Source organism: Hymenobacter mucosus, assembly GCF_900188255.1.
Lineage (GTDB): Bacteria > Bacteroidota > Bacteroidia > Cytophagales > Hymenobacteraceae > Hymenobacter > Hymenobacter mucosus.
Genome location: NZ_FZNS01000008.1, coordinates 144555 through 171389, shown reverse-complemented (window position 1 = coordinate 171389; position 26835 = coordinate 144555). Strand labels below are relative to the sequence as shown.

Genomic DNA, 26835 nt, shown 5'->3' with positions numbered 1-26835 from the left:
GGCAGAGAAGTTAGCTCTGCACCAGACAGATAGTTATTCTTTAGCCCTAGCTAAAGAACGCCTGCTTATGTAGTTCACAGGCAACAGGTCGCACGCAGCCGTCGTTGTTGCTGAGTACGACCACTGGCTTGCCCACCAAATTGGGCTGAAAAACCCGCTCGCAGGACACGTAAAAGTTGTTGCAATCAACTAGGGCATACATGGCAACTGGGACTGAGGCGTATGTTGCGTAGTACCTGTAGCTCTACCATCCAGAAAAGAAGCGTAGCGCCAATCTGTTAGCGCCGCCGCCACTGCCCTAGTGTTTGCGCAGCGGCGCGTCCTTCCAGGGCGTGTATTACGTGCGTTACCACGCCCCAGACCTGTAGCGGATTACCAGGAATAAGCTCTAAGGGCGCATAGGCAGGATTAGCCGCTTCGAGCCACTGCCGCCCAGCTTGCTGACGAAGACGCTTAACCGTGTGCTCGCCATCTACTACCGCCACTACTATACTACCATCGCACGGTACCATAGCCCGATCCACGGCAATTAAGTCTCCGGCGTGGATGCTACTGCCCACCATAGAGTCGCCCACTACGCGTGCGAGGAAGGTAGAGGCCGGATTCCGAAATAAGTGGCGCGTCAAATCCAACGGCGCATCTTGATGATCATCGGCGGGCGAGGGAAAGCCTGCGGGTATTGGGCAACCGTATAGAGGAAGCTCGGCGGGTAGCAGTTGGGAAGCTGGAATGAGGTAGGGCAACAGAAATGTCATAGGAAAGGCGCATACAAGGAAAGAAAGCAAGCCGTGCATATTTACTAATTATTTTAGCAAATATGCAAATAATGCATTCTGATTCCCGTAATATCTAATCCCTACTTCGAGAAATTAGGATGGCCTAAAAAACCTATTTTACCCCACTAAAACCTAGTTTAGAGGTCCAAAATCCAAGTAATATTCTCCCAAATTTTTTAGTCAAATAGAGATAATATTCTTATCTTTGGATATGTCGAAAACGAAGCTTCCTGTTCCGATTCCCGTCCAGCAGTATGCCCGATGCGTGGACGCTAGCCACCGCCCTACCGACCATATTGGTGACTGGCCCGAGGCTGGCCGCGTATATCCCGTGCAAATCCGCCGCAATGCTCATACGAAGCAGCCGCAGGTACACGTACTGGGTTTCTATGCGGAGCGCCCCTATGGTGCTTTTGCCCCTCACCGGTTTGAAACGGTGGCTCAAGTGTGGCTAAACTAGCCACACTTGAGCCCTCTCTTACGCAGCTCCTCGGCTGTTTCTGCTAACCACAGAAACAGCCGCTTTTATTTAAGGGAGTCCTGTAGCCGGTCCGCTTCGTCTTTTGCTTTGCCAATTTGCTCGGCGGGCGAAGAGTCAGCCTCGCCAAACAGGGGCTGCTCGCTCAAGTCATAAATAGCCTGGATGTCGTGCAGGATGTGCTCGAAATCAAGTTTCAAGTCCTTTAACAAGCCACTTTTCAAATCAAATACCCATCCGTGCACTTGGGGGTAGCCATTGCGCAGGTAGCTCTGCTGCAACACAGCGGTTTTGATGACATTAACGCACTGCTCTTGTACATTCAGCTCGACTAGGCGGTCGTAACGGGCCGTGGTGTCTTCTATAGCGTCTAGCTCGACGTGGTGCAAGCGGTATACGTCCCGAATGTTGCGAAGCCACGGGTTCATAATACCTAGGTCTTTAGCCTGCATAGCGGCTTTCACGCCCCCACAGCCGTAGTGCCCGCATACGACGATGTGCTTCACTTTGAGGTGGTCCACGGCGTATTCGATTACCGACATGGCATTCAAGTCAATATTGTTGACCAGATTGGCAACGTTGCGGTGCACAAATACTTCGCCCGGAGCTACTCCCATTAAATCTTCGGCCGTCACGCGGGAGTCACTGCAACCGATGTAGAGGTAGTCAGGGTTCTGATCGGCGGCTAGGCGCTTCAAAAAGTCGGGTGTGGCAGAGGCCACCCATTGCCGGTTGTTTTCGAAGATTTCGTCGTAAGCTGTCATGTGGTGTGGAGTAAGTTAGAACGTGTAGTTGTGGTAAAGATGCCTATTTACGTAACTACACCATATAGGCTTATGCATACGGACGATTTTCCTTGCCCAAACCCTAATTTGTAGATTTAGCGTGTATTAGGCTGGTTATCTTTGCGGCTCCCCATTCGTCTCTATGGAACAGCCAGCCGATCAGGTTTATAGCATCCCCGCGCCCTACCGTCGCATGGAAAACATGCACATTCTATTCTGGCTGCTCAAGGATATTGGCTGGTGCATGATTTGGAAACCTCTGGGTATCAGCATGATTTTCCCTACCCTGCTAATTGCGGTCCTCATCACCTGGCGCACGCGCGACATCAAGGCTGAGTTGGCGCATAATCTTGCCATTGTGTTCTGGATAACGGCCAACTCGTACTGGATGGTGAGCGAATTTGTAGGCTTCGATACTGTGCGAGTGTGGGGCACCATCACCGGCAAGCACTTAGCTCTATTGCCTTTTCTTACCGGCCTCACTATTCTACTCTACTACTACTTGGTGCAGAAGCCCCAAGAGCACCGAGCAACGCACGGCGCAACCTTATGAGGGTAAGGGGAGAATGATCTTCAGTTGAGTTTGCTTAATTCCTTCGTGCATCAATCTAAGGAAGGAAACAACTTAGAGTTGCTATGCCCCTGCCGATACCGCTTTACCAGCCAGTAGCTTCCCAGCATCAGCAGAAGCAGCCACTCCTCCGGCTCCGACATTCGTTGTGTGTCCTCACCTACATCTAAAGCAGAATTTCCGGCCAGCACTTTATCCTGCTTACGACGAAGCGCTGCTTTCTGCGCCTCATTTTCTAGGGCAATGTAGGAGGTTAGGGGAGTCATAATACCCGATTGGAAGCTGGCTCGAATAGAGGCTGCTCGCATAGTTTCCGCAGCGGCGGGGTAGAGTGCCTGATATACTTGATACCCTTGCTGCCATAAGCCGTCTTCCCAGCGGTGGCCCGTGTTGGCAGGTACATGCAGGGTTTGCGTAGCTAGCACTACTGCGGGTTGCCCGTCGTTGGGCAGGTAGGCCAGGGGGTGGGTAGCAGTAGGCCACGCTCGCACCGCCTTTACTGCATCCACCGGCAAGGCAGCCAGGGGTACTTGCGACTGATGTTGAAGCGAATACGCAGTCAGGCGTTCGTTGGTAGTAAGCGAATAGAAGACGGACTGTTCGGGGGTTGATAGCTGCAGGTTAGAAAAATTATCGGGCATTATTGCGCGGGAAAAGTCATCTGTTACCGCAACGAGTATAGGATACTCAGCACTAGGATTCATCTGAGCCTCGGCCAATACTTGGCGTATAGCTCCTTCTAAGTAAAAGCCTCCTGCCCCCGGGGCAGAGGTAAGGGCTACTTGCCAGTTTTGTCCTTTGGCCACATGGCTTACGGTAGCACTTACCATACTATAGCGGGCTGTAGCTGCTGCGTTGGGCCGCTGCTGCAGAAATTTTGCAACCTGCTGGGCGTAAGCCAGTCGATGACCTGCTGACTTAGCCGAGGCGTCGAGCAGAAAATGAAAGTAGGGCCGACGGTGCACCAATGCAAGCTTGCGTTTTGCCTGAGCACTGAGGTATACTACTTCTCCGCCAGGGGTAGTAACTGGAGCACTTACTTCTGAGCGAACAGAATCGCCTAGCACAATGGTGTGGTTAGCTAGCCGCAATGTCACGGCTTCCTTATGAACTATCTCAAAGCCAGTGCGCCGCATTTCCTGTGCAGCAAAGGGAAACACACGCAGCGCTACCCTATTGCTGGTAAGATAATACAGAATTCCAGGGTCTCGCTTCGTGTCTTGAATTTGTGAATACACCCAGGTAGCCGCTTTTTTCTCGGCAAGCAGCCCTTTTTCTCGGCGACCTTGTATGTCTAGGTAATAGCCTTGCACCCAACATCCCGCAGGCAGGTCAAGCGTTGTAGTGAATTCCTCATCGCCGCGAGCAGTACTATTGGTAAGCTCTAGGTCTACCCAACTGGTCCACGCTGCTCGGCTGGAGTCGTAGGCACTGCGGCTGGTGAGCTTCGTGAGTACGGGACTATTCGGTGAGGCGTTGGGTGGTTCTTCGCGCCCATTCCTAGGTGCGCGGGGTAATTTGCCCAGGAATACTTCGTCAATGTGTTCAAGCTTTTCGTTCGACAGGGTGAGGTTATCGAGCACTAGCCAGTTAAAATACATAGACAGGTAAGGCAAGTGGCTACCCAATACATTGAGGCTTGGGCGCTTATGAGCTCGCACCTCGACTAAGGTAGGCGCCAAAGCTGCTGCGTTGATGCGCTGAGATGCGGCGTAATCTGGAGTATACAGGTAAGCTAACGCCTGATGCAGTACGTGGCGACGATATAGGTAAGTGGCTGTGATACCTATAGGCAACAGTAGCGTGCTACCTACTAATACACTTATTACTATCCGACGCGGAAAGTATTGAGCCAATACCCTAAAGTCAGAACTCAGTTCCTGCAGATGCACCAGCAATACAAACAGTGGTGTCAGCATCAGGAAACCAATCCCAAGTGCTACTACTACTAGCACCGATAAGGGTAGAAAGGGCAGAAAGACCAAAAAGAAATAGAGGGTGTAGGCTAGCGTGAGCCCTCGGCCAGCAAACAATGCTAACCGGCTCCACTTCCCCCTAGGACCTGGACAGCACAGCAGCAACCCATTCAACACGGCTAATCCATAAAACCAAGGGCCATCGAAGTTACCAAATATTCCTTCCTGCTCTGTACTTGCCAAGCTGAGAAAGTGCCCATTATTGATAGCCAATCCTACTAAGGGCAACACAAGAGCAATCAGAACTTTCCAGACAGGTCGGTACTTAATCCATATTGTTGTTCTACTAGTAACTAGAATGTAGACGCTACGGGCTAGAAAAAACAGGAAGGCAAGAGTGACAGCTACTAGTAGCACTAGTAGCACATGGCCCATAAACTCTCCGCTAGGAATTTGCCAAAGCGGCAATATCAGCTGACTGAATAAGTACACCAAGGCTGGTATAGCTAGCGCAACACCAAAGTTTGGCAGAGCATGTTGGGGCCGATCGGTGGGCGTGAGCCGGATGAGAAGAACCAGGGCTGCATGCGCCAGAGTTGGCATTAGAAAGGTGCCGGCGTAGAGTGGCATCTCGCTTGGAACTATCCAACGAGGTAGCTGGGCAGGAAATAATTCAGTTATGAAATAGCAGTAGATATAAAGAAAGGCAATGTATACGCCTAGCGCCCCTACCCCATATAGTGCGGAAAGAGAATGATTACGACGCATCTGCCACAGAGCATAACCAGCATGCAGGAACAACAGCACTAATAGGATAGCGCCGAGTCCTAGCCACAGTCGTTGGTTTGGGGTAGGTAGCAAGGTGTGAATGACAGCATATTCGGCGCTAAGCAGAGCTAACAGAACCGCTACAGGCAATGTATGCAGTAGCAGTAGCCATTTCGGGTTAAGCAGATTTTGCATTGCGAAGTATTAGATAGTGACACAAGAGAGTAAAACCAGTGTAGATGAGAAATAGAAAAATCAGATAGACTACTACACCTTCTGCTTGGTGTAGCCAGGTGAGGCGCTGAGCAGCTTCCGGCAAGAGTCGTTGAAGCGCTACCGCCGTGAGAATACGCGAAGTGTTGACCACCACCGTCAGGCCATAGCCTAGCACCGCCAAGGCCAATAGTGCCCAACCAGCCCCTGCGCGCTTTGGCCCCCAGTACTGCAGGCACTTGACGCAGAGCAGGGCACTACAAAGCACCCAGAAGTTGAAGCCCGAGCAGGATTTATCAACACTGATGTGCAGGTCCGTGTGGACAAATCCACGGGACGGATCGAATGTAGAAGGCGACGATAGTATACTACCTATTAAGGCATCTGTAGGCCGCAGGAGCCAAAGCAAATCAGTAGTGGTAGAACCTGCATAGCCAAACTTGAGCGCAATACACGTGATACCCAAAGTGTAATAAAGCAGTGCTTGCCGGGAAAGCTGCATAAGTATACAGTAGATGTTCAATGAACTGTGACAAACATATGTCAAAGAACTTTGTATTGCAAAGTTTAATTCAAAGTTGTACCAGCATTAAGGAAAACAGCTTAGCCTGTAAAACAAAGAGGCCACTTCCCGCAGGAAGTGGCCTCTTTGTTTTACTCAGAATCAGAATTACTTCTGCGACAATTGCGCTTCACCAGACTCCTTCAGGCGAATCAGGTTCAGAGCTGAACCGGCTTTAAACCACTCAATCTGACCTTGGTTGTAGGTGTGGTTTACCGTGATAAGGTCCGTATCACCATCGGCGTGGTGCAGGCGAATCTGCAGAGGCTTGCCAGGGGCAAACTCGGTCAGGCCTAGGATATCGAAAGTGTCGTCCTCTTCAATCAGGTCGTAGTCGGCCTTGTTAGCGAAGGTCAGGGCCAGCATGCCCTGCTTCTTCAGGTTGGTCTCGTGGATACGAGCAAAGCTCTTCACCAAGATTGCACGCACGCCCAAGTGGCGGGGCTCCATAGCCGCGTGCTCACGCGACGAACCTTCACCGTAGTTTTCGTCTCCCACTACAATTGACCCAATCCCCTGGGCTTTGTAGTTACGAGCTACCTGCGGTACAGCCGAGTAGGGTGTACCTTGGGTCATGCCATCCTTCACCGAGTTAGCTTCACCATTAAAGGCGTTGATAGCTCCGATAAGCATATTGTTGGAGATGTTATCCAAGTGGCCGCGGTACTTCAACCAAGGGCCAGCCATGGAGATATGGTCGGTAGTGCACTTGCCCTGGGCTTTGATGAGCAGGCGCAGACCTTTCAGATCGGTACCTTCCCATGGCTTGAAGGGGTCGAGCAACTCCAGACGGTCGGAGGTAGGATCAACGATTACCTGTACACCTGTGCCATCGGCGGCGGGAGCTTGGAAACCGGCGTCTTCTACTGCGTAGCCTTGGGGAGGCATCTCTAGGCCGTGTGGCTCATCTAGCTTCACTTGTTGGCCGTCTTTAGTAGTTAGCGTATCAACCAGCGGGTTGAAGGTCAAATCACCAGCAATGGCGAAAGCCGTCACGATTTCGGGCGAGGCCACGAAGGCGTGGGTGTTCGGGTTGCCGTCGTTACGCTTGGCGAAGTTGCGGTTGAACGAGGTAATGATGGAGTTGCGGCGCTTGGGGTCGTCGGTGTGACGAGCCCACTGCCCGATGCACGGACCACAAGCGTTAGCTAGCACTACACCACCCATTTGGGCGAAGGTATCCAGCAAACCATCACGCTCCACGGTGTAGCGCACCAGCTCCGAGCCGGGCGTTACGGTGAATTCGGCGCTAACTGTCAGGCCTTTCTGTACAGCTTGTTCTGCTACCGAAGCCGCACGGGTAATGTCTTCGTACGAAGAGTTGGTGCAAGAACCAATCAGGCCTACCTCTAGCTTCTCGGGCCAGCCATGCTCACGCACAGCAGAAGCAAACTGAGAAATTGGCCAGGCAGCATCCGGCGTGAACGGACCATTCACGTGGGGCTCTAGTTCAGAAAGGTTGATTTCGATGAGCTGATCGTAGAAAGCCGCGGGGTTGGCGTACACTTCTTCATCGGCGCGTAGGTGCTGACGCACGCCATCGGCCATGGCAGCCACCTCGGCACGCTCCGTACCGCGCAGGTAGTCGCTCATCTTATCGTCGTAGCTGAATACCGACGTGGTAGCCCCAATTTCAGCACCCATGTTGCAGATGGTAGCCTTACCAGTGCACGACATGCTCTCGGCACCTTCACCGAAGTATTCTACGATAGCACCCGTACCGCCTTTTACGGTCAGGATGCCAGCTACTTTCAGGATAACGTCTTTGGGAGCTGTCCAGCCCGAAAGCTTACCAGTCAGCTTCACGCCAATTACTTTAGGGAACTTCAGTTCCCAAGCCATGCCAGCCATTACGTCTACGGCATCAGCACCGCCTACGCCAATGGCAATCATGCCCAGGCCGCCCGCATTGGGAGTATGCGAGTCCGTGCCGATCATCATTCCGCCGGGGAAGGCGTAGTTCTCGAGCACTACTTGGTGAATGATACCAGCACCGGGCTTCCAGAAGCCGATGCCGTATTTATTGGAAACCGAAGCCAGGAAGTCGTATACCTCGCGGTTTTCGGAGTTAGCAATGGCCAAATCCTCGTCGGCCCCTTCTTTTGCCTGAATCAAGTGGTCGCAGTGTACAGTGCTAGGCACGGCTACCTGCGGCTTGCCAGCTTGCATAAACTGGAGCAGGGCCATCTGGGCCGTTGCGTCCTGCATAGCTACGCGGTCCGGAGCGAAGTCGACGTAGGAAACGCCCCGCTCATACGCCTGCGAAACAGAGCCGCCGTACAGGTGAGCGTACAGGATTTTTTCAGTCAGGGTAAGCGGGCGGCCAACGGCGGTACGGGCGGCCTCAATGCGAGAACCCATGCCATCGTACACGGCCTTGATCATTTCTAAGTCAAACGCCATAATGCGAAAGGGAAAAATGTGGAGAGAACATGCCTATGTAAGACAGGTACGCAAATATAGTTGCCAGTCGTTGCGTAGCCCAAATTTTCGGGCCTCTGAGGGCCCTGGTAGCCAGCATTTAGAATCATTCCAAATGCCTCTGAGTGGATGTGGGCTAGGATAGTGCACAACGGGCGCTACATTCGTATCCCTAGGTATTAAACTAATAGTCCCCAGCAGTAGTTTAGCCCCGAACTAACATTTACATTTCCCTATGCCCGTTGCCTTCTCATTTCGCAAGGCCATAGCCGGGGCCGGACTCGCGCTGGCTGCGGTGGCCTGTCAGTCTAACTCTGCTTCGTCGGAAAAACCGGCGCCCGGTGAAACCGCCGGCACAAACTCTAACTACCTGCCCGCTGGTCCGTGGCGGGGTGTACTCTCGGCCCAAGGCCAAGAGATTCCTTTCTTATTTGACATTGAAACGGGTAATAACAACCAGCCCGTAGCCGTAACGCTGCGCAATGGCGAAGAGCGCCTGAAGCTGGACGAAATCAAAACCGTTGGAGACTCTACTACCATTCGCCTCGGCGCATTTGATGCAGCTTTGGTAGTGTACCGCGACGGAGAAACCAACCTGAAGGGCGCCTGGGTGAAGTACGATGGTAAGACGCCTTACCGAGTGCCATTTTCGGCGCGGAAAGGCTCCGGCAGCTTATTCGGCGCAAAATCCGGTCAGGAAAACCAGTCGTTTGACGGCACCTGGAAGGTAACATTTAAGGGTGACGATGGCGAAACCTATCCAGCCGTGGGAGTTTTCAAGCAACAAGACCGCAACATAACCGGCACTTTCCTCACCTCCACTGGCGACTACCGGTACCTAGCGGGCAACGTTGATGGAAACACCATGAGGCTCTCCACCTTTGATGGCAGCCACGGCTTCCTGTTCACCGCTCAGAAGCAGGGCAATACATTGCAAGGTGATTTCTACAGCGGCAAGTCGGGTCACGAAACCTGGACGGCTACCCTCGACCCGAACGCCAAACTGCCTGATGCCAACGCCCTCACCGGTATGAAACCTGGCCAGAAAAAGCTCAACTTTACGTTTCCTAGCATCTACGAGGGAGGCAGCATCTCCCCTTCTGACCCAAAATACAAGGGCAAGGTAGTAGTGGTGCAGATTCTGGGTTCCTGGTGCCCCAACTGCATGGACGAAACCAACTTCCTGGCTCCTTGGTACGAGAAGAACAAGCAGCGCGGCGTAGAAATCATTGGCCTGGGTTACGAGCGTACGGCCGACCAGAAGCTAGCGTCGCAGAAGCTGCTGAAGATGAAGGAACGCATGAAGGTAGGCTACGATCTAGCCGTGGCGGGCCAGGCCTCGGCGGCCGAAGCCAGCAAGTCATTGCCGCAGCTTGCCAAGGTTATTGCCTTCCCTACCACTATTTTTCTGGACAAAAAGGGTGAGGTACGTAAGATTCATACGGGCTATTCTGGCCCAGGCACGGGCAAATACTACGAGCAGGAAGTGGCCGAATTCAACAAGACCATTGACCAGCTTCTTGCCGAGTAAGCAACCCTTGGAGTAACTTAAAGCAGCGCCCTTCTCGTACAAGACCGAGTGGGGCGCTGCTTTTTGTAGGCGTGCCCGTCACCTCGCTCTCCCTATCTCTCCATAACCAACCTCCCTTACTATGTGGATTCAGCAGAAACCCGATGCCCTTGCCCCCATTGACGAATTACAAGGCCACACGGTAGGCTTGAAGTTTGAGTGCAATCAGTGTCATACCGAAGTGTTCACCGACTCCATTGGTGTGCCAGCCCCCGATCATCTGGCCAACTCCATGGAGGACGACGGCCAGTTTGAGAAAGAAGAAATCAAATGCCCAGGCTGTGAAATGACGCACGAAATCACCGTAAAGAGTACCTTCGACGGCGTAAAATTTGATGTATCGGAAGTTGCTCCTGGTAGCGTATCCTACCAAGTACAGCACTAAAATAAACAAATCAACGGTCGGATAGACCGTATGGCTACGAAAACAGAACAGGCGCCTCTCAGGCGCCTGTTCTGTTTTCTGGTAGTAGACGTTGACCGCCTAACCCGTAGGCAAATTTTTACTTTTCCCGCTCGATTGTGTAGTTGATGAGCTGTTCCAGAGAAGTGCGGGAAGGAGAAGCAGGGAAAGTCCGTAGCACTTGCAATGCCTCGTCACGGTAGCGTTCCATTACTTTGATGGCGTAGTTGAGACCTCCCGATTGCTTTACAAAGTCGATAACAGCCTGCACTCGGTCTTTGCGGCCATCGTTGTTTTTCACGTTGTAGATGACGCGGCGCTTAGTCAGCCAATCAGCCTGACTTAGAGCGTAGATCAGGGGCAAGGTCATCTTTTTCTCCTTGATGTCGATGCCCACGGGCTTTCCAATTTCAGCCGTGCCGAAGTCAAACAAGTCGTCTTTGATTTGGAAGGCCATCCCTACCTTTTCGCCGAAGAGGCGGGCCCGTTCAATAGTTTCCTTGTCGGCGCCGGCAGAAGCGGCCCCCACGGCGCAGCAGGATGCAATCAGCGAAGCCGTTTTCTGACGAATGATATCGAAATACACATCCTCCGTGATGTCGAGGCGGCGCGCTTTTTCAATTTGCAGTAGTTCACCCTCACTCAATTCCTTCACGGCATTGCTCACAATTTTGAGCAACTCGTAATCGTCATTTTCCAAGCTCAGGAGCAAGCCTTTGCTGAGCAAGTAGTCGCCCACAAGCACGGCAATCTTGTTTTTCCAGAGGGCATTGATGGAAAAGAACCCGCGGCGGTAGTTGCTCTCGTCTACTACATCGTCGTGCACCAAGGTGGCTGTGTGCAGCAGTTCAATGAGGGCCGCGCCCCGAAACGTAGCTTCGGGCAGAGGGTCGCCCCCGCTTATTTTGGCCGTGAAGAACACAAACATGGGCCGGATCTGCTTACCCTTGCGCTTCACAATATACCCCATGATTTTATCGAGCAGCAGTTGCCGCGTTTGCATGGACTGGCGGAATTTCTTTTCGAATTCCTCCATCTCGGCGGCAATAGGAGCCTGTATTTGGTCCAGCGTAACGGTCATGCGGGTATTTTGGGCGCTGCAATGATACGGGGAAAAAGGTAAAATGGTGAGATGTTGAAAGCGGGAGTTTGATGGGTTGTGGCTTAACACGTGCCCAGAGCCCTAGCTGAACAATAAACTCCTCCTCTCAAGCCGTACCTTCGCCCCTATGCCAGTTCAGCCAGTTCACCTCGATTTCTTACTCAGCAGTTCGCACCATTCCCGGCCATTTGCCGCCGATGCGCACTACCTGCCTACTGGGCAGCCCAAGCCTCTTGTGGTATTTGTACATGGGTTTAAGGGCTTCAAGGACTGGGGGCATTTTAACTTGTTGGGCGAATGGTTTGCTCAGCAAGGCTTCGTGTTTGTGAAGTTGAACCTCTCCCACAACGGGGTAGTAGTGGGTGGCACCGGCGACCTTGAAGATTTGGAAGCTTTTGGGCAGAATAACTTCAGCCTGGAATTGAACGACATTGGCACCCTTCTCGACTGCCTAGAAGCTACCTCTCCCCTACCCGACAGCGAAACGGATTTTTCCCGGCTGGCCCTGATTGGACACAGCCGCGGCGGCGGCTTAGTGCTACTAAAGGCGGCCGAAGACGCCCGTGTAAAGGCCGTAGTAACCTGGGCCGCTATTAGCAATGTGAACCCGGGCTGGACGGAGGAACTCATGCAGCACTGGCAGCAGCAGGGAGTATATCACGTAGAAAATAGCCGTACCAAGCAACAACTTCCCCTTTACTTCCAAATGGTGGAAGACTACCAGCAGAACCGTCTGCGCCTTGATATTGCGCACAACTTACGCCGCAAAATCTCGCAGCCGCTGCTACTGCTGCACGGTGACCAAGACGAAACCGTACCCGTGGGCCGGGCTCACGAGCTGCACACTCACAAACCCGATGCGGAGCTAGCCATCCTCCCCGGCGTGACCCACAATTTTGGGGGTGCCCATCCGTGGTCGGGTAGTACGCTACCCACCCAGGCTCAGCAAGCCGCCGAAGTAACCCGCGACTTCTTACGGCGCGTGCTGTAGCTCTATCATGCCTACTGCCTACCTGCTGCTTGGCTCCAACTTAGGCGACCGGTTTGCGCTGCTACAGGAAGCAGTGCGCCATCTCACCGCCGTAGCGGGTCCCATCGAGGCGCTGTCTCATTTCTACGAAACGGCGGCGTGGGGCCTCGAAGATCAACCCGCGTTTCTCAACCAGGCGGTGCAACTACGCACTTCCCTGCCCCCCGAGCAGCTGCTGGACGCGTGCCTCGCTACTGAGCAGCTCGCTGGACGACAGCGCTTAGTTCGGTGGGGAGCTCGCACCCTTGACGTGGACATTCTGCTGTACGATAACCTTATACTAGATACCCCGCGCCTACAGGTGCCCCACCCGCGCCTACCCGAACGACGCTTTGCCCTGGTCCCATTAACTGAAATTGGAGCGGAGGTAATGCATCCTACCTTAAGGTGTACTGTGGCTGAACTCTTAACAGCGTGTACAGATGCGTTAGAAGTACACCAGGTTGCGGAGGATTATCCTACCTGATAGCAAAACAAGAAGGCCTCCTGAACTGCAGTCAGGAGGCCTTCTTGTTGTACCCAGGAAAGCATGTTTACACCGCAGCTGAGCTAACGGCTGCTTCCGGTGCAATCTTCTTCACAAGTCCCTGTAGCACTTTGCCGGGGCCGCATTCCACAAACTCAGTGGCGCCATCCTGAGCCATGCGCTGCACGCTTTGGGTCCAGCGTACCGGAGCCGTCAGCTGACGCACTAGGTTCTCACGAATTTCATCGGGGTCGGTGTGCGGAGCCGCATCCACGTTCTGATACACTGGGCAGATGCCAGCCGAGAACGTGGTGGAAGCAATGGCCTGTGCCAGCGCGGCCTCGGCCGATTGCATTAGTGGGGAGTGAAACGCGCCACCTACGGGTAGCGGCAGGGCCCGCTTGGCGCCTGCAGCCTTCAGTTGCTCACAAGCCAGCTCAATACCGCGCTGGGAGCCAGACACGACCAACTGGCCGGGGCAGTTGTAGTTGGCTGCTACTACTACATTACCCTCCTGGCTGATTTGCTGACAGATGCGGGCTGTAGTTTCATCGTCGAGCCCCAAAATGGCGGCCATAGTTCCGGGCTGCTCCATGCAGGCAGCCTGCATAGCTTGGGCGCGCTGTGCTACCAGTTGCATGGCGTCCTCGAACTTAAGAACCTTAGCTGCCACTAGTGCCGAAAACTCCCCTAACGAGTGACCTGCCACCATATCGGGGTTGAGGCTAGGTACTACTGCGGCCAAGGCTACTGAATGCAAGAAGATAGCCGGCTGCGTTACGTTGGTACGGCGCAGATCTTCATCAGAGCCGGTGAACATAACGTCAGTGAGCGAGAATCCGAGTAGCTCGTTGGCTTGGTCCATCAAGTGCTTGGCGGCAGGGTGCTGCTCGTACAAGTCGCGGCCCATGCCACTGAACTGGCTGCCTTGGCCTGGAAAAATAACTGCTTTCACTAGAGCGAAGAAAGTATGGCGGGTGGAAGGATAGCAACAGACCTTGCTGCTGCTACGCAGCGAGGCCGTTTAGCCTGCAAGCTGCACAAAATGGCGGGCTCCGGCAAAATAGTCTTGGCTCCTATGCTATTTCAGAGGCACGCCGCTCACTTCTCCGGTAAGCTTATCCACCTCAAACGCGGCCCGATTGGGCATCCGATCAGCCCAGTCTCGGCGTGGCACCAGTATTTGCCACCGTGTTTCTACCTCAAGTACGCTGGCCGAGTCGGGCACGTACAGCGCAGCGTTGGGCTGAGCCTGCAAGTAACGCTTGACGGCCGCCCGCGCTTGTTCTTCAGTAGCGGCGGAATGCACCGTAGTCGGCGCAGTTTGCTGCTGGCAACCTAGTAGGATGCCAACCAGCCCTAGGATAGTGAATAGACGTTTAATCATGTCACAAAATAAAAGGAGCAGACGAATGTACGTCTGCTCCTTTTATTTATGCAGTAATGATAAAAATGGGCTTACCGGTTGATTTGCACCCAGCCTTTGAAGGTACGCTTCGTGCCACCAGCATCACCAAACTCTACGTCGGCCAGATAGTAGTACATACCCTCCGACACCCTCGGACCAGAACCAGATTCAGAAGCGCTTCCGCCGCCATTCCAGTTAATGAATGGGTCTTTGTCGCTTTCATAGATCTTAACACCCCAGCGGTTGAAGATCTGCACTTTCGTGCGCTTGATGGGACTAAACACCTTCGGCCGGAAGGTATCATTCTTGCCGTCACCATTCGGGGTGAAGATATTAGGCAGTAGGAACAGTAAGCAGTCATCCTTGCATTCCTTATTGCTCAAGGCACTGGTAGCGCCCGTGGCATCTACGGCTTGCACTGCATAGCATCCTTGAACTGAGCGCAGCCCAGTATGGGCGTAGCTAGTTTGCGTGCCGGGCAAGGTTGTCAGCACCCGCAACGAATCAGCAGCCGTGGGTGCGTAGTACAGCACGTAAGATGCCACGTTGCGGCTACAATCGGCGGTGGGTTGGTTGCTTAGCGTCCAGCTAACGTTGTTGGTGTAAATTTCACCGTTGGCGGGAGTAGTAGGCAAATCAAACAAACGACTGGCCAAACTGTCGCAGTTTGTGGGCTTGAGCGTAAGTACCGGTGTACACAGAACAGGCTGTAAGGCCACGCACCGCTGCTGACTAAGGTTAATTAAAGAGTCAGGCAGGGCTGGGTTGTAAGTGCCATTCGTTTTTACGTAGTAGCAGTAGGTGGTGCCTACTACCAAAGGATTGGCAGTAGTTCCGCGGTCTACGTACGTGCCACCAGTAGCGGTACCGGTTACTTTCGCAATGGGCAAGAACTGGCTGCCTACCTGCCGGTAGATAGTAGTTGGCCGCCGGGTATTATCCCATGGCACATTGTAGGTCCAAGACAGCGCAACTGTTTTAAGCAACGGATCTGGCGTAGCATTCAGTAGTACACTCGATGCAGGCGCAGCTATTTCCACCAGCACCGGTGCCCCTGGAGTAGGCAGCGAGTTGCTGAAGAATTCCAGCTTATATGTATATGCGTTAGTGAGCGTGTTCAGTCCTACGTTATCAATAAATGTGGTGTCGTTGATATTGTTAATGACGCGAGGGGCATCATACGCAGTAGCAGCCGGACTCTGGCCCACTGCCCGGTACAACCGGTAGCCAGTGGGAGCATTGAAGTTGCTAACCGGAGCCGGACGGGTCCAGCGTACGGTGATCTGGCCGTTGGTGGCAGCCGTGCGGTCAACCGTCACGTTTGTAAAGCGAGCCGAGCGGCCTACTAGCGTCAAGCATGCTTCTTGAGAAGCTATACTAGCACCACCAGCTGGACGTGGGAACTGTACATAGATGCGGTAGCAATACGTCTTACCACGCTCTAAGCCTAGTCCGTTGCGGTCATCAATGTAGTTGCGCGTGCCCACCGATACACTTCCAATTTGCGTGTAGCCAGCCGAAGCAGGAATGCCGGTTTGACACGCATCCGTTGGCACGTTACCGGAGCCTTCCTTACGGAAAATGAGAATCTGGGCGCCTGGCACCTGGCAGATATAACTATCCCAGCTGAGTTGGGCATTGTTACCAGTTTGCGCAACGCGTAAATTTTGTGGAGCAGGGCCTATTACCGTTACTCGCCACGCTCGTTCGTCAATAAGAGTAGCCCCACAGTTGTTGAGAGGCCTGTCTTCCGCTCTAAACAGAATTTGGTGCGGATCAGATTGGATGTTTTCACAAGTAGGCGTCCATGAGAAAGTAGCGCGAGTTGGAGGACCAACTTGAGTCTGGGTGAAAATGGCCGGACGTGGCAAAATACCACCGAAGGCAGTAAGAGTGACGCCTTGATTTTCGGGGTCTGTGGCAGTAATAATGCGTCGAATAGGAGTACCAGCAATAACACAGGTGTCGTTTGGTATCCGGATAGTAGGCCGCAGGTTATTATTAGCTCCTACCGTAATCTGCAGGTCACGAATAACAATGCCAATACGACGAGCCCGCGCCCCCGGTATCCGGCGCCATTCTTCTACTACGTAAGCAATGTTATAGTCTCCAACTTCAAGTGGAGCGTTCCAAACAATTTGGCCCCGAGAGTCAATTTGAAAAATGGCAGGGGCATTCGGAACGCCTACTGGTGGGCCTTCATAGGCTACCTGTCGTGGTGAACTGCCTACTCGCTCAGGCGTTACATATCCTGTACATACTTGTGGCCGCGGGGTGTTGAGGTTAGCACCCGTTTGCGTCAAGACTGCATCTACCCCACCGGGTACCTGTTGGCTGGGGGTTAGGCGGTATACAAGTGAATCCCCATCTGCATCGGAAGCACCTGGGTTCTGCAAAAAAACTTGGTTACGCCCCGCCCGATCATACGCAGGAGCATTGAGCACCGGTGAGTGGTTTACAACCAACGTAGGGTCTATAACAATAGTAGTTGAGATATAGAAAGACTGATTAGCCGACTCAGCCATGTTGCGTACATCTCGGCTACGGTTTTCTCCAATGTAATGCACCGTGTAAGTACCAGTCGCATCATAGGTATGCTCAAAATAGTACACCATGCGGAAGGTAGTACCATCGCAGCCGACGGGAGTTTTGCTTACTCGACGGATAGCATTGCGGCCAGAAGTCTTTCCATCACCATAGAAAATAGTGACTGCCTCTTCATCCACATTCGTGTTTACATTGCTCTGGTAGAGCACCATCTTAAAGAAGATCCGGCGCGGATTGCGGGCAGCAGTGGTATCCGTCTTCGCCTGAATGTCGCCAGCGCGTAAGTGCGTAGCAAACGCACCAGGCGCGAGGCCCCAGGAAGTTAGAACAAGGATAGCAAGTGCCAGCACCAGCCGCACGGCGCGGTTTGGTAACTGAAGGTTCATACTGTCAGGTTATTGGGAGGGCAGAGAAACTAAGAAGAATGTCGGCAGAAGTAGGCTAAAATGCTAACAAAAAGCGAGTGGCTTGGGTTATTACGGTGTCGCAAAGTACTAACGGAGTTGTCAGGGGATAGATTCACTACAACGGTAAAGCTCCGTCCAGATTGTTTCCTATTGGGTTGGACCCTACCTTTGACCGCTATAACCGTCCTTCCCAAACCCTTCAGTAGCTCATATGAGTTGGATTACCAAAACCTTCTCCAGCAGCATCGGCCGTAAGATAATTATGGCCCTTACTGGCCTGTTTCTCTGCTCGTTCCTGGTAGTGCACCTGCTCATCAACTTGCAGATGCTGCGCCACGACGGCGGCGCTTCTTTTAACTTCTGGGCCGAGTTCATGGGTACTAATCCCGTCATCCGTGCCATGGAGGTTGTACTGATGCTAGGCCTGTTGATTCATATTTATCAGGGCCTCGCGCTGGCAGTAAAAAACAAGAAAGCACGCGGCACCCAGGGATACGTAGTGAACCACTCCGAACAGAACTCTCAGTGGGCTTCGCGCAACATGGCTTTGCTCGGCACACTACTGCTTATCTTCCTGATTGTTCACTTGATGAACTTTTGGATCCGTTCACGTTTTGATGCAATGGGCGGACTAGCTGAAGTAAAAGTACCGAACCTAGATCATCCCGTGGGCGACCTGTACTCAGTGGCGGCTGCTTCTTTTAAGATTCCGTGGTACGTAGCCTTATACGCCTTGTCACAAATTGCGCTTGGCTATCACCTGTGGCACGGCTTCCGCAGCGGCTTCCAAACCCTGGGCCTCAACCACCGCAAATACACGCCGGCTGTTTACGCAACTGGCTACGCCTTCTCGGTAATTATTTCGGTTTTGTTCGCAGTGATTCCGCTGATTATGTTCTTTAGCTCCGCTTACCAACCGCGCCCTGCCACTGGCAACACGGTTGAGCGTTCCTTAACTGAGGAGCCTGCTCTCCGCTAGCCATCCCATCTTTTTCTTCTCTGCTTATGATACTGGATTCCAAAATTCCCGAAGGCCCCTTGGCCGAAAAGTGGGATAAGCATAAGTTCAACGTAAAGCTGGTTAACCCCGCCAACAAGCGGAAGTACGACGTTATTATAGTAGGCACGGGCTTAGCAGGCGCATCAGCTGCGGCTTCCTTGGCAGAGCTGGGCTACAACGTAAAGGCTTTCACATACCACGATTCTCCCCGCCGCGCCCACTCTATTGCGGCACAGGGCGGTATCAACGCTGCTAAAAACTACCAGAACGACGGCGACTCGGTGTACCGTTTGTTCTACGATACCATCAAGGGTGGCGACTACCGCGCCCGTGAAGCCAACGTGTACCGTCTGGCTCAGGTATCGGTTAATATCATTGACCAGTGCGTAGCGCAAGGAGTACCTTTCGCACGAGAATATGGCGGACTTCTCGCCAACCGCTCCTTCGGTGGTGCTCAGGTTAGCCGCACGTTCTATGCCCGCGGCCAAACCGGACAGCAGCTCCTGCTAGGTGCCTACTCGGCTTTGTCACGTCAGGTAGCCTACGGAAAGGTGAAACTGTATACCCGGTCCGAAATGCTGGACGTGGTAATTGTAGATGGACAGGCACGCGGCATTATTACGCGTAACCTCATTACTGGCGAGATTGAGCAGCATTCGGCTCACGCAGTAGTACTGGCTACGGGTGGCTATGGCAACGTGTTCTACTTAAGCACTAACGCTAAGTACTGCAACGTAACCGCTCCTTGGCGGGCGCACAAGAAGGGAGCTTTCTTCGCTAACCCTTGCTTCACTCAGATTCACCCCACCTGTATCCCTGTATCGGGCGACTACCAGTCGAAGCTGACACTAATGTCGGAATCGCTGCGTAACGATGGTCGGGTATGGGTACCAGCTTCTAAAGAAACTGCTGAGCGTCTGCGCAAAGGAGAGATTCGGGTATCCGACATTCGTGAAGAGGACCGCGACTACTTCCTTGAGCGCAAGTACCCTGCCTTCGGCAACCTAGTTCCACGCGACGTAGCCTCGCGCAACGCTAAGATGATGTGCGACGAAGGACGCGGCGTAGGCTCTTCGGGGCTGGCTGTGTACCTCGATTTCGCCGATACTATCAAGCGCAATGGTGCCGAATGGGTAAGCTCCAAATACGGCAACCTTTTCGAGATGTATGCGAAGATTACGGGTGAAGATCCGTATGAGCAGCCCATGCGCATTTACCCAGCCGTGCACTATACTATGGGTGGCTTATGGGTAGATTACAACCTACAAACCACTGTTCCTGGCCTGTACGCCACGGGCGAGTGTAACTTCTCTGACCACGGCGCTAACCGCCTTGGTGCCTCGGCCCTAATGCAAGGATTGGCAGATGGCTACTTCGTAATTCCTTATACCATAGGTGATTACTTGGCCCAAACCGCTCCTAAGCCGGTAACTACAGACCACCCAGCTTTCAAAGAAGCCGAGGCTGAAGTGCGCGCTCGTGTACAAAAGCTTATGAGCATCAATGGTACTCGTACTCCCGATGAGTTCCACAAAGCACTAGGCCACATCATGTGGGAGTACTGCGGTATGGCTCGTACGGCCGAAGGACTGCAGCACGCCAAAAAGGAAATTCAGAAGCTGCGCAAGGAGTTCTGGAGCGACTTGAAACTAGTAGGCACTGAAGGCGAAATGAACCAAGCGCTAGAAAAGGCCGGCCGGGTGGCCGACTTCCTAGAACTCGGTGAGTTGATGGTGGATGATGCCTACAACCGCAACGAAAGCTGCGGTGGTCACTTCCGGGAGGAATACCAGACCCCTGAAGGTGAAGCTCTCCGCGACGACGAAAAGTATGCCTACGTAGCTGCTTGGGAATATCAGGGCGACAACCAGCCCGAGAAACTCAATAAGGAAGAGCTGCACTTCGAAAACGTGAAGCTCACTCAGCGCAGCTACAAGTAAGGGAAGCATCCTTGCGGTAATAGGGTCTTGGTTTTGCCCTAGCGCTTCAGGATATCAACACCCGTTTGACAGGTTCAATTTTTAGAAAAATAGGGACGGTGCTGAGGGCTTTTGCCAAGCTACTCAGCGCCGAATCCCAAGACCCATACCACAATGGCTGGAAGTAACCCCAATGCCAAACCGATGAATCTTACCCTGAAAGTGTGGCGGCAGCGTAACCGCAACACCGAAGGTCGCATCGTAGACTATAAGGTGAAGGATATTTCGCCAGATATGTCTTTCCTAGAGATGCTGGATGTGCTCAACGAGGACCTGCTCCGTCAGGGCGAAGAGCCAGTAGCATTCGACCACGACTGCCGCGAAGGCATCTGTGGTTCTTGTAACTTGTTTATTAACGGCCGTGCGCACGGTCCGGAGAAAGGCACTACTACCTGCCAGCTCCACATGCGTAAATTCAATGATGGTGATACCATCACCATTGAGCCTTGGCGTGCTACCGCTTTCCCGGTTAACAAAGACTTGAGCGTAGACCGCTCTGCCTTCGACCGGATTATTCAAGCTGGTGGTTATATCTCGGTAAACACTGGGGGTACCCCAGACGCCAACGAAATTCCGATTCCCAAGGATATTGCTGATCGTGCTTTTGAAGCCGCTACGTGCATTGCTTGCGGCGCTTGCGTGGCATCTTGCAAAAACGCCTCGGCTATGTTGTTCGTTTCGGCCAAGGTAAGCCAGTTGGCCTTGTTGCCTCAGGGCCACGTAGAGCGCAAAACCCGTGTTGAAAACATGGTTGCGCAGATGGACAAGGAAGGTTTTGGTGCCTGCACCAACATCGGCTCTTGCGCAGCTGAATGCCCAGTAGGTATTTCTCTCGAGAATATTGCCATCATGAACCGCGAGTTCATCAACGCGAAGGCTACTTCTAATAACCTCGCGTAAGTTTTCCGGTTATTGGTACAAAAAAAGCGAAACGGCCTGCCGTTTCGCTTTTTTGTTGTTATACCTACGCCGCCACGTATAGCGGCAAAGCCTAGTTCGCTCATTTCTAACTGCTCCCCGTTGATGATAACCATCATTGCTGGTACTAACCGGCCCAATTCCCGTGCCCTACGCCTCGCTCAGTATTACGCCAACCTGCTAGCCGAATTGGGCGAACCGCATCAGATTCTTGATTTAGCCGAGCTTCCCCTAGATTTTACTACCACTGCGCTATATCATAATACCGGCCGCCACGATGAGTTCAATCGGTTGGTTTCACTTGCTGAGCAAGCCTATAAGCTCGTATTTATTGTTCCGGAGTATAATTGCTCATTCCCCGGTGTGCTGAAGGCATTCATTGATGGCCTCCCCTACCCGGGTGGTATCCGGGGCAAGAAGGCAGCACTAGTGGGCTTATCGTCGGGTGGGCAAGGAGGGCAGCTGCCGCTTAACCACCTCACGGATGTGCTGATGTACCTGGGAACCGCCGTGCTACCCCAGCGCGTGCGTCTGCCCTTTATTGATCAACATCTAACTACTGAGGGGCAACTCACCGAGCCATTATATCAACAACTACTTCGTGAGCAAGTAACTCATCTGTTGGCTTTTTAGCACCTCCTTTTTCGCACAGAGAAGGCCAAAGGTCTTTTGACCTAGTAGCCTGTATCTTTAGTAATTCGTAGTTCAGCTCTCTGCTTGTGACGCGCCTTTCAGCCCATTTTGTGTTCTTGTTACTCTTAGTTCAGACGTTTAGTCGAGAACTGGCAGTACTGGGCCACTAGGTGCATAAGGAGCAGATAGTGCAGCTATATTTGCTTCAATAAGGATAACTAGCTTTTCAGTAACCTTGTTTGTGCTCAGTGAAGATGAAACTCCGTAAGATTTCCGCTATTTTCTTTTACCTGCTTTTCTCCAGTGCAGCTCTCACAAGCTGCAAGGAGGATAGTGATATGCAGCCCAAAGTTGGCACGCTAGACGTAGCAATTGACCACGTAGTTGGTACGGCTACTCTGGCTCTCAACACGGGTTCATATGCTACGCCTGCCGGTGACCAGTTCACCGTATCGACGTTCAAATACTACCTGTCCAACTTTACACTCAAGAAGGCCGATGGCACGACGCACCTAGTCCCAGAAAGCTATTATTTGGTGGACGAGGCAGTGCCAGCAAGTAAAACTTTCACTTTATCGGGCATTCCGGCCGGAGACTATACTAGCTTATCTTTTACAATCGGTGTCGATAGTGCGCGTAACGTGGCCGGCGCTCAAACGGGTGCCCTCGACCCGCAGAAGAACATGTTCTGGTCGTGGAACACAGGCTACATCTTCACCAAACTAGAAGGCACTTCCCCACAAGCACCAAATACGGCGTTGGTATTCCATATTGGTGGTTTTAAAGCGCCCCACAATACTATCCGTACCATTTCGCCGTCGCTAAAAGGCGCTACCATTCAAGTCCAGGGCACCCAGACACCCACACTGCACTTGAAAGCGGACGTGTTAAAAATGTTCACCGGCCCTACTACCGTTCGCTTTACCCAACTCTATAACACAATGGGCGGGGCTAACTCAGTGGTGGTTGCCGACAACCAAGCTGCGGGCATGTTTGTGGTAGACTATGTACACGCCAACTAGGCAAGAGCATGGCACGCTATTCTTGGATAGCCCTGCGCTGCGCCATTGCTTTAGCTAGTTTTTTCCTTGTTGGCTGCAATAAGGAAGGAACTAGCCCTGCCTGGGAAGTGCCCGGCGCTACGGTGCCCGCTAACTTTCCCGCTCCCGTATATGCTGCGGCTCAGAACCCGCCTACCCGTGAGGCATACGAGTTAGGTCGTACCCTTTTTTATGATACCCGCCTTTCCCGTACTGGTGCAGTTTCGTGCGGAAGTTGCCACCAGCAGTCGGGGGCTTTCGCTAACGCTGATCATCGCCTCAGTCAGGGGGTAGAAGGCCGGTTGGGTGCGCGAAATGCTCCTGCTTTGCAGAATCTTCGTTGGAAAACTAGCCTGCTCTGGGATGGAGGCGCTACCCACATCGAGACAATGCCTTTGGCTCCTATCACCGACCCACGGGAAATGGATGAGACCCTAGACAACGTGTTACAAAAGCTGAATGCTGACCCCGCCTACCAACAGCGGTTTGCACAAGTGTATGGAGAGCGGCCCATTACTTCCTATCAGTTTCTGCGGACGTTGGCGCAATTCACCGCAGCTCTTACTTCCGCCAATTCTCGCTACGACCACTATGTTCGGCACGAAGCCAATGGCGCACTGAGCGCAGCAGAGCTACGTGGGCTGGCCACAGCACGCCAGAAGTGCGCACCTTGTCACGGCGGCGAGCTATTTACGGACGAGTCGTTTCGCAATAACGGTCTGGACGCTACGTTCCCCGCCGATTCGGGCCGCGCCCATATCACGGGGCGTCCCCAGGACGCAGGTCGCTTCAAAGTACCCAGCTTGCGTAATGTAGCCCTGACGGCCCCTTACATGCACGACGGCCGGTTTCACACCTTAGCACAAGTGCTAAACCACTACGCTAGTGATATGGTCGACTCCCCTACCCTCGACGCCCAATTTCGCCGCCCCAACGGCCGGTTAGGCATTAGCCTCTCCGAACAGGAAAAGAGCGACTTAGTGGCTTTTCTGCATACACTAACTGATAGCGCTTTCTTAGCTGACGCTCGGTTAGCCGAGTAACTGTAAACCAAGGTGACAATGGCTACTCTGCTGCGGCTTTTGAGCGCCTAGCGCTGTAGCACTTCAAGAAAACCTCTGGCTTTACCAGCGCTACACCTCCCGCAGGCGTTTGCCCTGTTGGCGCACCCACAGCCGGTGCTTTGGCTCACCGATAACTTGTGCACTGTAGATGCCCCGATGGCCCGAGAACAAGTAGCTGACGACGCAAGCTATGCCGACATATATCCCGCAACCGTGCCCAAACAACTCTATGGCCATGAGCATGCACGCCAACGGCGTGTTGGCAGCCCCAGCAAACACAGCTACAAAGCCCATACCCGCTAGCAGGGCCATAGGAAGCGGCAATACGAGACCTAGTGCGTTGCCCAGCGTAGCACCCACAAAAAACAGCGGGGTTACTTCTCCACCTTTAAAACCAGCACCCAACGTAAGGGCCGTAAGTAGCAACTTAAGCAAAAAGGCATAAGCGGGCAGGGGCTCGTGAAACGCTGCTACTAGGGTAGGCACACCCAGTCCAATGTAGCGCGTAGTTCCCAGCGCCCACACGGCTAGCGCCACTACCATACCTCCCACCACAGGTCGCAGAGGTGGCCATTGAATAAGATGTTTAAAGGCAGCCCCCATGGCGTGCGTAGTAGCTGCGAACAGCCGCCCTACTACTCCGAATGCAATACCGGCGGCGGCGGCGGCAAGCAAAGACGAAACTGATAGGGTTGGCACGGCCAACAAAGGGTAGGAAGTATGGCCAACGCCCCAAGCTCGCGTAACATAGTCAGCACCAATAGCCGCCAGAAAGCTGGGTAGGATAGCATCATAGCGTAGCCGCCCGATGAAGAATACTTCCAGACCAAACACAGCACCAGCCAGTGGGGTACCAAATACAGAAGCAAAACCAGCGCTAATACCAGCAATAAGCAGTACTATCCGGTCGCGGCGGTGCAAATGTAGCAGCCGGGTAAGCTGATCGGCTAGTGCCCCGCCCATTTGCACCGCCGTACCCTCACGGCCTGCGGAGCCCCCAAAAAAGTGCGTAAGCAGCGTACCCAGCAACACCAACGGGGCCATGCGCAGAGGCAGCACATTGCGCGGTTGGTGAATTTGATCCAGCAGCAAGTTGTTGCCGGCTTCCACTGAGCGGCCAACGTAATAGTACAGCAGCCCTACCAGCAATCCTCCTACTGGCAATAAGCCAATAATCCAGAGATGGGCTTCCCGCCACGCCGTTACCCAGTCCAGCGCTAGTAGGAAGCCTGCCGATGCTGTACCCGCCAAAATAGATACGCTACCACTGATAAGTCCCCACCGCCCGAGGTAGAGCAGCAACAACTTATACTCAGTAAGCAAGGTCAGCAAACGAGACTTCATACGGCGCAGGGTGCGAGGTTACCCGGCAAGCCCCGGGCAAGTAAAAGTACGCAACCCATTTCGGAGCGCTACCCCAGGAACCGATCCTGACACTCCTGGCGTTTGGGCTGCAAAAGTGATACCTTGAGGTTTACTCTTCTGCTTATCTGTGTATGCTCCTGTCCTTTGCGCGCTTATCGTTTCGGTATTTGATCTTGCTGATCCCGGGGCTTCTACTTGGTGCATGCGGCACAGATGGCAGTGGCACTGAGGAAGAAGATAATCCGTATGCCCCTACGCCTTATGCGCTGGCGCTACCCAAAAACCTACCCCAAACCGTAACCATACCCGCTTCTAACCCGCTGACAGTAGAAGGGGTAGAGCTAGGGCGGAAACTGTTCTACGAAGTCAAGCTTTCCCGCACAGGTACACAATCCTGCGGGAGCTGTCACCAGCAAAGCAAAGCCTTCACCGATGGGCTTGCGCACGCGGTAGGGGTAGACGGAGCCCCTCACCCACGGGGGGCCATGTCTCTAGCAAATGTTCTGTGGGAAACCTCCCTAACGTGGGATGGCGCCTCTACCAGCTTGGAGCAACAAGCCCGTACCCCCATCGAGAATGCCGTCGAGATGCATCAACTGCTTGCCGATGGGGTGCGTAAACTTCAGCAGACGGAGCTCTACCCTCCCCTCTTTCAGAAAGCCTTTGGCAGTAGTACCATCACGGAGGATAATGTGCTGAAAGCCTTGGCGCAATTTGAGCGCACACTGATTTCTGCTAATTCCCGCTACGATAAGTATATCCGCAAGGAAGGCACGCTTACGCGCACCGAACAGCTTGGGCTAGCTGTGTTCAACAACCACCCCGGTGAAGTGGGCGGCATCTTTATCCGTGGTGGCACCTGCCATCATTGTCACCTTGATGCTACGGGGCTGTTTAGCTCTCCTGATTTCTTCAACAACGGCCTAGATGTAGCCTTTGCGGATGCAGGACGGGCTAGTGTCACCTCTTTGGCTACCGACCGGGGAAAATTCCGGGCTCCTACCCTGCGTAATATCGCGCTTACGGCTCCTTACATGCACGATGGCCGCTTTCAAACGCTAGAGCAGGTACTGGACCATTATAATGAGCACGTGCTAGTCAATAGTCCTGGCGTGGACCCCAACGTCCTGCTGTCAAACACTCCTGGGGGCACTCACCTTGATCTTACTGCGGCTGAGAAAACTCAGCTTATTGCTTTTCTGCACACCCTTACCGATACGACTTTCATTAAAGACTCCCGTTTTTCTGACCCATTTAAACCATAGATAGTCCTCAGAAAGGGTAGTTATCAACTAGCAGTATAGCAATCTATTACACTAGGCCAACTCATTTGTGCAGGAGTTTACTTGCCTTAGCTTGTGGTAAGAATTATTCTCGCGGTAGCCTAAACGTGCCTATAATATCGGTTATTCG

At 53.1% G+C, this 26835-nt stretch carries 23 protein-coding genes and 1 pseudogene; 13 read left to right on the top strand and 11 right to left on the bottom strand.

The features are described from left to right. Window positions 1-91 precede the first annotated feature (91 nt). Both CHB83_RS17775 and CHB83_RS17770 read right to left on the bottom strand, forming a co-directional pair. Window positions 92-202: pseudogene (locus tag CHB83_RS17775) on the bottom strand (Y-family DNA polymerase); the annotation flags it as partial. Window positions 203-278: 76 nt separating this feature from the next. Next, window positions 279-755 carry a LexA family protein gene (locus CHB83_RS17770; RefSeq protein WP_045687792.1) on the bottom strand — a complete coding sequence of 159 codons (477 nt, stop codon included), beginning with the start codon at window positions 753-755 and terminating at the stop codon, window positions 279-281. A 232-nt stretch (window positions 756-987) separates the two neighbouring features. Between CHB83_RS17770 and CHB83_RS17765 the strand changes: the two genes are divergently transcribed. Further along, complete coding sequence (locus CHB83_RS17765; RefSeq protein ID WP_055562169.1) at window positions 988-1236, top strand: hypothetical protein; 249 nt, start codon at window positions 988-990, stop codon at window positions 1234-1236. A 65-nt stretch (window positions 1237-1301) separates the two neighbouring features. On the opposite strand, the gene CHB83_RS17760 is transcribed toward CHB83_RS17765, so the two are convergent. After that, window positions 1302-2018 carry a carbonic anhydrase gene (locus tag CHB83_RS17760; RefSeq protein WP_045687770.1) on the bottom strand — a complete coding sequence of 239 codons (717 nt, stop codon included), beginning with the start codon at window positions 2016-2018 and terminating at the stop codon, window positions 1302-1304. A 163-nt stretch (window positions 2019-2181) separates the two neighbouring features. Here CHB83_RS17760 and CHB83_RS17755 point away from each other — a divergent pair, with 163 nt between their 5' ends. Beyond that, entirely contained in the window at window positions 2182-2592 is a 411-nt protein-coding gene (locus tag CHB83_RS17755; protein ID WP_201783245.1) for a hypothetical protein, read from the top strand. 50 nt (window positions 2593-2642) lie between these two features. On the opposite strand, the gene CHB83_RS17750 is transcribed toward CHB83_RS17755, so the two are convergent. The 3 genes from CHB83_RS17750 to CHB83_RS17740 form a co-directional block, all read right to left on the bottom strand. Further along, window positions 2643-5489: an MSEP-CTERM sorting domain-containing protein gene (locus tag CHB83_RS17750; protein ID WP_089333587.1), complete on the bottom strand. Its 2847-nt coding sequence runs from the start codon at window positions 5487-5489 to the stop codon at window positions 2643-2645. Next, window positions 5473-6009 (bottom strand): exosortase K, encoded by a 537-nt coding sequence (xrtK, locus tag CHB83_RS17745; protein WP_089333586.1) that lies wholly within the window; start codon window positions 6007-6009, stop codon window positions 5473-5475. Before xrtK ends, CHB83_RS17750 begins: the two co-directional genes overlap by 17 nt. Before the next feature lie 168 nt (window positions 6010-6177). After that, entirely contained in the window at window positions 6178-8472 is a 2295-nt protein-coding gene (locus CHB83_RS17740; RefSeq protein WP_045687771.1) for an aconitate hydratase, read from the bottom strand. 253 nt (window positions 8473-8725) lie between these two features. On the opposite strand from CHB83_RS17740, the gene CHB83_RS17735 reads away from it, so the two are divergent. Both CHB83_RS17735 and CHB83_RS17730 read left to right on the top strand, forming a co-directional pair. Beyond that, window positions 8726-10021: a peroxiredoxin family protein gene (locus CHB83_RS17735; RefSeq protein ID WP_082455337.1), complete on the top strand. Its 1296-nt coding sequence runs from the start codon at window positions 8726-8728 to the stop codon at window positions 10019-10021. 121 nt (window positions 10022-10142) lie between these two features. Next, window positions 10143-10445, top strand: coding sequence for a hypothetical protein (locus CHB83_RS17730; RefSeq protein ID WP_045687772.1), 303 nt, complete (start codon window positions 10143-10145; stop codon window positions 10443-10445). 118 nt (window positions 10446-10563) lie between these two features. On the opposite strand, the gene CHB83_RS17725 is transcribed toward CHB83_RS17730, so the two are convergent. Beyond that, complete coding sequence (locus CHB83_RS17725) at window positions 10564-11544, bottom strand: polyprenyl synthetase family protein (RefSeq protein ID WP_045687773.1); 981 nt, start codon at window positions 11542-11544, stop codon at window positions 10564-10566. A gap of 148 nt (window positions 11545-11692) precedes the next feature. Between CHB83_RS17725 and CHB83_RS17720 the strand changes: the two genes are divergently transcribed. After that, window positions 11693-12556, top strand: coding sequence for an alpha/beta hydrolase family protein (locus CHB83_RS17720; RefSeq protein WP_045687774.1), 864 nt, complete (start codon window positions 11693-11695; stop codon window positions 12554-12556). A gap of 7 nt (window positions 12557-12563) precedes the next feature. Next, complete coding sequence (gene folK / locus CHB83_RS17715; RefSeq protein ID WP_089333585.1) at window positions 12564-13061, top strand: 2-amino-4-hydroxy-6-hydroxymethyldihydropteridine diphosphokinase; 498 nt, start codon at window positions 12564-12566, stop codon at window positions 13059-13061. A gap of 67 nt (window positions 13062-13128) precedes the next feature. Here folK and fabD read toward each other — a convergent pair whose 3' ends face one another. The 3 genes from fabD to CHB83_RS17700 form a co-directional block, all read right to left on the bottom strand. Further along, complete coding sequence (gene fabD / locus CHB83_RS17710; RefSeq protein WP_089333584.1) at window positions 13129-14016, bottom strand: ACP S-malonyltransferase; 888 nt, start codon at window positions 14014-14016, stop codon at window positions 13129-13131. Window positions 14017-14142: 126 nt separating this feature from the next. Continuing rightward, complete coding sequence (locus CHB83_RS17705) at window positions 14143-14448, bottom strand: hypothetical protein (RefSeq protein ID WP_089333583.1); 306 nt, start codon at window positions 14446-14448, stop codon at window positions 14143-14145. 71 nt (window positions 14449-14519) lie between these two features. Beyond that, window positions 14520-17402 (bottom strand): T9SS type B sorting domain-containing protein, encoded by a 2883-nt coding sequence (locus CHB83_RS17700; RefSeq protein ID WP_089333582.1) that lies wholly within the window; start codon window positions 17400-17402, stop codon window positions 14520-14522. A gap of 232 nt (window positions 17403-17634) precedes the next feature. Here CHB83_RS17700 and CHB83_RS17695 point away from each other — a divergent pair, with 232 nt between their 5' ends. The 6 genes from CHB83_RS17695 (at window position 17635) to CHB83_RS17670 (ending at window position 24036) form a co-directional block, all read left to right on the top strand. Beyond that, the gene (locus tag CHB83_RS17695; RefSeq protein ID WP_045687779.1) at window positions 17635-18402 is read left to right on the top strand and encodes a succinate dehydrogenase cytochrome b subunit; all 768 of its coding nucleotides are present in this window, start codon (window positions 17635-17637) and stop codon (window positions 18400-18402) included. Between the two features lie 26 nt (window positions 18403-18428). Then, window positions 18429-20363 (top strand): fumarate reductase/succinate dehydrogenase flavoprotein subunit, encoded by a 1935-nt coding sequence (locus CHB83_RS17690; protein ID WP_089333581.1) that lies wholly within the window; start codon window positions 18429-18431, stop codon window positions 20361-20363. Window positions 20364-20546: 183 nt separating this feature from the next. Continuing rightward, window positions 20547-21302 (top strand): succinate dehydrogenase/fumarate reductase iron-sulfur subunit, encoded by a 756-nt coding sequence (locus tag CHB83_RS17685; protein WP_045687796.1) that lies wholly within the window; start codon window positions 20547-20549, stop codon window positions 21300-21302. Between the two features lie 123 nt (window positions 21303-21425). Next, the gene (locus CHB83_RS17680; protein ID WP_089333580.1) at window positions 21426-21953 is read left to right on the top strand and encodes an NADPH-dependent FMN reductase; all 528 of its coding nucleotides are present in this window, start codon (window positions 21426-21428) and stop codon (window positions 21951-21953) included. A 338-nt stretch (window positions 21954-22291) separates the two neighbouring features. Further along, window positions 22292-22975, top strand: a complete 684-nt coding sequence (locus CHB83_RS17675; protein ID WP_143437181.1) for an MbnP family protein — start codon at window positions 22292-22294, stop codon at window positions 22973-22975. An 8-nt stretch (window positions 22976-22983) separates the two neighbouring features. Then, on the top strand, window positions 22984-24036 hold the full coding sequence (locus CHB83_RS17670; RefSeq protein ID WP_089333578.1) for a cytochrome-c peroxidase: 1053 nt from the start codon (window positions 22984-22986) through the stop codon (window positions 24034-24036). 90 nt (window positions 24037-24126) lie between these two features. Here the strand turns inward: CHB83_RS17670 and CHB83_RS17665 are convergent, their stop codons facing one another. Then, window positions 24127-25401, bottom strand: a complete 1275-nt coding sequence (locus CHB83_RS17665; RefSeq protein WP_089333577.1) for a voltage-gated chloride channel family protein — start codon at window positions 25399-25401, stop codon at window positions 24127-24129. 152 nt (window positions 25402-25553) lie between these two features. Between CHB83_RS17665 and CHB83_RS17660 the strand changes: the two genes are divergently transcribed. Further along, window positions 25554-26687, top strand: a complete 1134-nt coding sequence (locus tag CHB83_RS17660; protein WP_089333576.1) for a cytochrome-c peroxidase — start codon at window positions 25554-25556, stop codon at window positions 26685-26687. Window positions 26688-26835 lie beyond the last annotated feature (148 nt).

Excerpts from the sequence above, each read along its gene's own strand:
- CHB83_RS17770 (WP_045687792.1), bottom strand. The coding sequence starts at position 755 with ATGACATTTCTGTTGCCCTACCTCATTCCAGCTTCCCAACTGCTACCC.
- CHB83_RS17765 (WP_055562169.1), top strand. The coding sequence starts at position 988 with ATGTCGAAAACGAAGCTTCCTGTTCCGATTCCCGTCCAGCAGTATGCC.
- CHB83_RS17760 (WP_045687770.1), bottom strand. The coding sequence starts at position 2,018 with ATGACAGCTTACGACGAAATCTTCGAAAACAACCGGCAATGGGTGGCC.
- CHB83_RS17755 (WP_201783245.1), top strand. The coding sequence starts at position 2,182 with ATGGAACAGCCAGCCGATCAGGTTTATAGCATCCCCGCGCCCTACCGT.
- CHB83_RS17750 (WP_089333587.1), bottom strand. The coding sequence starts at position 5,489 with ATGCAAAATCTGCTTAACCCGAAATGGCTACTGCTACTGCATACATTG.
- xrtK (WP_089333586.1), bottom strand. The coding sequence starts at position 6,009 with ATGCAGCTTTCCCGGCAAGCACTGCTTTATTACACTTTGGGTATCACG.
- CHB83_RS17740 (WP_045687771.1), bottom strand. The coding sequence starts at position 8,472 with ATGGCGTTTGACTTAGAAATGATCAAGGCCGTGTACGATGGCATGGGT.
- CHB83_RS17735 (WP_082455337.1), top strand. The coding sequence starts at position 8,726 with ATGCCCGTTGCCTTCTCATTTCGCAAGGCCATAGCCGGGGCCGGACTC.
- CHB83_RS17730 (WP_045687772.1), top strand. The coding sequence starts at position 10,143 with ATGTGGATTCAGCAGAAACCCGATGCCCTTGCCCCCATTGACGAATTA.
- CHB83_RS17725 (WP_045687773.1), bottom strand. The coding sequence starts at position 11,544 with ATGACCGTTACGCTGGACCAAATACAGGCTCCTATTGCCGCCGAGATG.
- CHB83_RS17720 (WP_045687774.1), top strand. The coding sequence starts at position 11,693 with ATGCCAGTTCAGCCAGTTCACCTCGATTTCTTACTCAGCAGTTCGCAC.
- folK (WP_089333585.1), top strand. The coding sequence starts at position 12,564 with ATGCCTACTGCCTACCTGCTGCTTGGCTCCAACTTAGGCGACCGGTTT.
- CHB83_RS17705 (WP_089333583.1), bottom strand. The coding sequence starts at position 14,448 with ATGATTAAACGTCTATTCACTATCCTAGGGCTGGTTGGCATCCTACTA.
- CHB83_RS17700 (WP_089333582.1), bottom strand. The coding sequence starts at position 17,402 with ATGAACCTTCAGTTACCAAACCGCGCCGTGCGGCTGGTGCTGGCACTT.
- CHB83_RS17695 (WP_045687779.1), top strand. The coding sequence starts at position 17,635 with ATGAGTTGGATTACCAAAACCTTCTCCAGCAGCATCGGCCGTAAGATA.
- CHB83_RS17690 (WP_089333581.1), top strand. The coding sequence starts at position 18,429 with ATGATACTGGATTCCAAAATTCCCGAAGGCCCCTTGGCCGAAAAGTGG.
- CHB83_RS17685 (WP_045687796.1), top strand. The coding sequence starts at position 20,547 with ATGAATCTTACCCTGAAAGTGTGGCGGCAGCGTAACCGCAACACCGAA.
- CHB83_RS17680 (WP_089333580.1), top strand. The coding sequence starts at position 21,426 with ATGATAACCATCATTGCTGGTACTAACCGGCCCAATTCCCGTGCCCTA.
- CHB83_RS17675 (WP_143437181.1), top strand. The coding sequence starts at position 22,292 with ATGCAGCCCAAAGTTGGCACGCTAGACGTAGCAATTGACCACGTAGTT.
- CHB83_RS17670 (WP_089333578.1), top strand. The coding sequence starts at position 22,984 with ATGGCACGCTATTCTTGGATAGCCCTGCGCTGCGCCATTGCTTTAGCT.
- CHB83_RS17665 (WP_089333577.1), bottom strand. The coding sequence starts at position 25,401 with ATGAAGTCTCGTTTGCTGACCTTGCTTACTGAGTATAAGTTGTTGCTG.
- CHB83_RS17660 (WP_089333576.1), top strand. The coding sequence starts at position 25,554 with ATGCTCCTGTCCTTTGCGCGCTTATCGTTTCGGTATTTGATCTTGCTG.